The following is a 4260-nucleotide window of genomic DNA, read 5'->3' as shown; positions in this document are numbered from 1 at the left end:
TTCCGCCCCCGCACCGGCGGCCGCGACCTGGTCACCACCCCGCCCGCCCCGACCGCCGTGGGCCGGGCCGCCACCGTCCCGATGCCGGTCGCCGGCGCCGCCGCCGTCCGGGGGGTGGCCAGCGTCCGGCCGCCCGGCGCCGCGGTGCTGACGCCCAGCACCGCCCGGGTACGCCCCGCCGACGCCCCGGCGCTGCCGCAGACCACCGCCACCGGGCTGCCCCGGCGCACCCGGGGCGGTCAGCTCCCCGCACCCTTCCCCACCACCGCGGTGCCGCTCCGCCCCGAGGCGGACCTGCTCGACCCCGAGGTGGTACGCGCCCGCCTGTCCGCCCTCGCCGAGGGCGTGGCCAGCGCGACGCGCCGTGCCCCGCACACCACACCCACCGGGAGAACCCAATGACCCCATCCGTGACCGCCGGACTCGACTGGCTGCTGGCGAACTTCGCCGAGCGGGTGCCGGACGTGTCGCACGCCCTCGCGGTGTCCGAGGACGGGCTGCGGCTGGCCGCCTCGCCGGACCTCTCCTCCGACCAGGTGGACCAGCTCGCCGCGGTGATCAGCGGCCTGGCGAGCCTGACCGTGGGCGCCGCCCGGCTGATGTCGGCGGGCCGGGTACGCCAGCAGATCGTCGACATGGACGGCGGCGTGCTGCTGGTGATGGCGGTCGGCGAGCGGGCGCTGCTCGGCGTGCTCGCCGCCCCCGGCTGCGACCTGGGCCAGATCGGTTACGAGACGGCCACGCTGGTCCAGCGGGTGGCCGAGGCACTGGAGCCGGCGGTCCGCCAGTGACCCGTCGCCCCCTGCGGCTGGTGGCGGCGCTCCTGCTGGCCGCCGTCGTCGCGGGCTGCGGCTCGGCGCAGGCCGGTCCGCAGGCGTGGCACGGCGGGCGGATCTTCCTCGCCACCGGCAACACCACCGGCGTCTACTACCAACTCGGCGGCGGCTACGCCGATGTGATCAGCCGGCACCTGCCCGGGTACGAGGCCCGGGCCGAGCCGACCGGCGCGTCGGTGGAGAACATCAACCGGTTGGCCGGCGGCGACATGGAGGTCGCCTTCAGCCTGGCCGACACGGCGGCGGACGCGGTCGCCGGCCGGGGCGCGTTCGACGGGCAGGCGCAGCCGGTCCGGGCCCTCGCGCGGATCTACAGCAACTACACCCACGTGATCGTCCGGGCCGACGGCAAGATCGCCAGCTTCGCCCAGTTGCGCGGCAAGCGGGTCTCCACCGGTTCCCCGAAGTCGGGCACCGACATCATCGCCGGCCGGCTGCTGACCGCCGCCGGGATCGACCCCGACCGGGGCATCCAGCGGCTCAACCTGTCGCTGCCGGAGACGGTGAAGCGGATGCGGGCGGGCAGCCTGGACGCGATGTTCTTCTCCGGTGGCCTGCCCACCCCGGGCATCAAGGACCTGCTCGCCAGCGCGCCCGGCCGGTTCCGGCTGCTGCCCATCGCCGACCTGATCGAGCCGCTCGCCGCCCGCTACGGCACGGGCTACACCACCTCGACGCTGCCGAAGGAGGTCTACGGCACGCCGGACGCCACCCCGACCATCACCGTGTCGAACGTGATCCTGGTGCGCGCGGACATGCCGGACCAGCTCGCGTACGACCTGACCCGGCTGCTCTTCGCGTACCAGGGTGAACTGATCAAGGTGCACCCGGAGGCGGGCAACTTCACCCGGGAGAGCGCGGCGCGCACCGACCCGATCCCGCTGCACCCGGGCGCCAGCCGGTACTACCGCAACGGTTAGACGTCGGCGGGGACGGTGGCGGCCCGGGCCGCGGCGACCAGCCGGTCCGTCTCGGCGGCCACCGCCTCGTCGTCGGCCGGCGTGCCCGCGTCGTAGCGGACCGTCCAGGTCAGCCCGTCCACGCCGGGGACCCGGCGGGCGGCGATCCGGCCGGCGCCGCCGGGCACCGGGTGGTGCGCGGTGTACGCCACCGAGCGGGTGACCCGCGCCCGCACCTGGTGCGGCAGGTCGCCCGGGTCGAGCAGCAGGTAGGTCTCGGCGGGGAGGTCCGCCACCACGAGGTAGCCGTCCCGCTCGGTGACCCGCTCGGCCGGGGTGACGGTCAGCTCCCGGCCGGACCAGACCGCCTTGAGGATGTCGTGCCAGCCGATCCGGTGCGCCCGGCCGGGCAGCCAGAGCCCGAGGTTGCTGGCCACCACCACGCCGTCGCCCTCGCCGTTGCCGGCGGCGGCCCAGGCGAGCACCCGCTCGTCGGCGGCCAGCGGCGGCCGGTCGGCGGGTGGCAGCTTGGGCTTGCGGGTGAACAGTCCCATCACAGTCCTCCGGCGGCCTGCTCGCGCAACGCCCGGGCGTGCTGCTCCAGCGAGAGCAGTTCCCCGAAGAGCGCGAAGTACTCGTCCTTGTTGCTCACCGGGTTGATCCGCTGGATCTTCGACTTGAGGTCCTTGATCCGGCCGGTGACGGAGCCCCACTGGAGCCGGGCCATGGTGATCGAGACGTACCGGGGGTCGGGCTCGCCGTCGATGCGCAACGGCTCGACCGCCAGCTCGCCGACGAGCGCCTGGGCGGCCAGGTCGTCGCACGCGTCCCGGACCTGCTCGATCCAGACCGCGCCGCCGGTGGCGGTCGCCGCCCCGCCCGCGGCCGCGATCGCGGCGCGGAGCGCCTGGTGCACCGGGTGCCGGTATTCCGCCGCCTCGACCGCGTCGAACATCGGGCCGGCCAGCACCGGCTCCTGGAGGGCGAGCTTCAACGCCTCCCGCTCGACCATCGACCGCGGGCTGTCCACCGTGGGGGCGGCCGGACCGGGGCGGCCCGGGGCGCCCGCCTCGCCGGTCGGCTGCCCCGACCCGGCGGCCAGCACCGCGCGCTGCACCGGCTCGATCTCCATGCCGAGGTCGCCGGCGAGCTTGCGGACGTACTCCGGGCGCTTCTCCCGGTCCTTGATCTTGGCGACCAGCGGGGCGGCCCGGCGCATCGCCTCCACCCGGCCGTCGACCGTGTCCAGGTCGTACCGGTTGATCACGTGCCGGAGCGCGAAGTCGACCAGCGGCTCGCGGCGGGCGACCAGGTCGCGGACCGCCAGGTCGCCCTTGGCCAGCCGCAGCTCACACGGATCCATGTTGTCCGGGCTGACCGCGATGAAGGTACGCCCGACGAAGCGCTGGTCGTCCTCGAAGGCGCGCAGTGCGGCCTTCTGGCCGGCGGCGTCCCCGTCGAAGGTGAAGATGATCTCGCCGGCCCGCTCGTCGCTGTCGAAGAGCACCCGGCGCAGCACCCCGATGTGGTCGCCGCCGAACGCGGTGCCACAGGTCGCCACGGCGGTCGGCACGCCAGCGAGGTGGCAGGCCATCACGTCGGTGTAGCCCTCGACCACGACCACCTTGCCCTGCTTGGCGATCTCCCGCTTGGCCTGGTCGATGCCGTAGAGCACGTGCGACTTCTTGTAGATCGGGGTCTCGGGGGTGTTCAGGTATTTCGGGCCGTCGTCGTCGTCGAAGAGCTTGCGGGCGCCGAACCCGATCACGTCCCCGGTGAGGTCGCGGATCGGCCAGAGCAGCCGCCGCCGGAACCGGTCGATCAGGCTGCCGGAGCGGGACGGCCGGGACAGCCCGGCGGTTACCAGCTCGTCGTGGCTGAAGCCCTGCAGGCGCAGGTGCTTGGTGAGCAGGTCCCAGGCGTCCGGGGCGAAGCCGCAGCCGTACCGCTCGGCGGCGGCGCGGTCGAAGCCGCGCTGGGCGAGGAACTCGCGGGCGGGCCGGGCGCGGGCCGTGGTGAGCTGCCCGCGGTAGAACTCGACGGCGGCGGCGTGCGCGGCGACCAGCCGCTGCCGCTGCCCCTGCTGGGGCCGCTGCCGGGGCGCGGACCTGTCGTCCTCGACGTACCGGAGCTGGATGCCGGCGCGGGCGGCGAGCCGCTCGACGGACTCGACGAAGCTGAGGTGCTCGGCGTCCATCAGGAACTTGATCGCGTCGCCGCCGGCGCCGCAGCCGAAGCAGTACCAGACGTTGCGGGCCGGGGAGACGTTGAACGACGGGCTCTTCTCGTCGTGGAACGGGCACAGGCCCTTGAGGTTGCCGCCGCCGGCCGACTTGAGCGTCACCGTGTCGGAGATGACCTCGGCGATGGAGCTGCGCTCGCGGACCAGCGCGATGTCCTCGTCCCGGATCCGCCCCGCCATCTCCGCCACCTCCTCGGCGTACATCCTGCCCTGCCGGACCGACGATCCGGCGGTCGGGGGGACGGGCGTGTGGCGGACGCCGCCCCGGCCGCTGCGCCGGGGC

4 protein-coding genes and 1 pseudogene are annotated in these 4260 nt (G+C 74.7%); 3 read left to right on the top strand and 2 right to left on the bottom strand.

Annotated features, from left to right (window positions below; translation table 11 throughout):
• The 3 genes and pseudogenes from ACWEVO_RS31330 to ACWEVO_RS31320 form a co-directional block, all read left to right on the top strand.
• A pseudogene (locus tag ACWEVO_RS31330) lies at positions 1 to 402 on the top strand (hypothetical protein); the annotation flags it as partial.
• Positions 399 to 791, top strand: a complete 393-nt coding sequence (locus ACWEVO_RS31325) for a roadblock/LC7 domain-containing protein (RefSeq protein ID WP_452311070.1) — start codon at positions 399 to 401, stop codon at positions 789 to 791. The pseudogene ACWEVO_RS31330 and the gene ACWEVO_RS31325, both read left to right, overlap by 4 nt.
• Entirely contained in the window at positions 788 to 1756 is a 969-nt protein-coding gene (locus ACWEVO_RS31320; RefSeq protein WP_452311069.1) for a TAXI family TRAP transporter solute-binding subunit, read from the top strand. The genes ACWEVO_RS31325 and ACWEVO_RS31320 overlap by 4 nt, the downstream gene beginning before the upstream one ends.
• Here the strand turns inward: ACWEVO_RS31320 and ACWEVO_RS31315 are convergent.
• On the bottom strand, positions 1753 to 2289 hold the full coding sequence (locus ACWEVO_RS31315) for a hypothetical protein (RefSeq protein ID WP_452311068.1): 537 nt from the start codon (positions 2287 to 2289) through the stop codon (positions 1753 to 1755). The two genes, ACWEVO_RS31320 and ACWEVO_RS31315, sit on opposite strands and share 4 nt — an antisense overlap.
• Positions 2289 to 4181 (bottom strand): DNA primase, encoded by a 1893-nt coding sequence (gene dnaG / locus ACWEVO_RS31310; protein WP_452311071.1) that lies wholly within the window; start codon positions 4179 to 4181, stop codon positions 2289 to 2291. Before dnaG ends, ACWEVO_RS31315 begins: the two co-directional genes overlap by 1 nt.
• Positions 4182 to 4260: the final 79 nt, after the last annotated feature.

The organism is Micromonospora sp. NPDC003776 (assembly GCF_053605645.1).
Note: the sequence above shows the minus strand (reverse complement) of the source record. Positions and strands in the feature narration are given on the sequence as shown.

What these genes read in the sequence shown, in the direction of transcription:
- ACWEVO_RS31325 (WP_452311070.1), top strand. Translation starts at nt 399, where the DNA reads ATGACCCCATCCGTGACCGCCGGACTCGACTGGCTGCTGGCGAACTTC.
- ACWEVO_RS31315 (WP_452311068.1), bottom strand. Translation starts at nt 2,289, where the DNA reads ATGGGACTGTTCACCCGCAAGCCCAAGCTGCCACCCGCCGACCGGCCG.
- dnaG (WP_452311071.1), bottom strand. Translation starts at nt 4,181, where the DNA reads ATGTACGCCGAGGAGGTGGCGGAGATGGCGGGGCGGATCCGGGACGAG.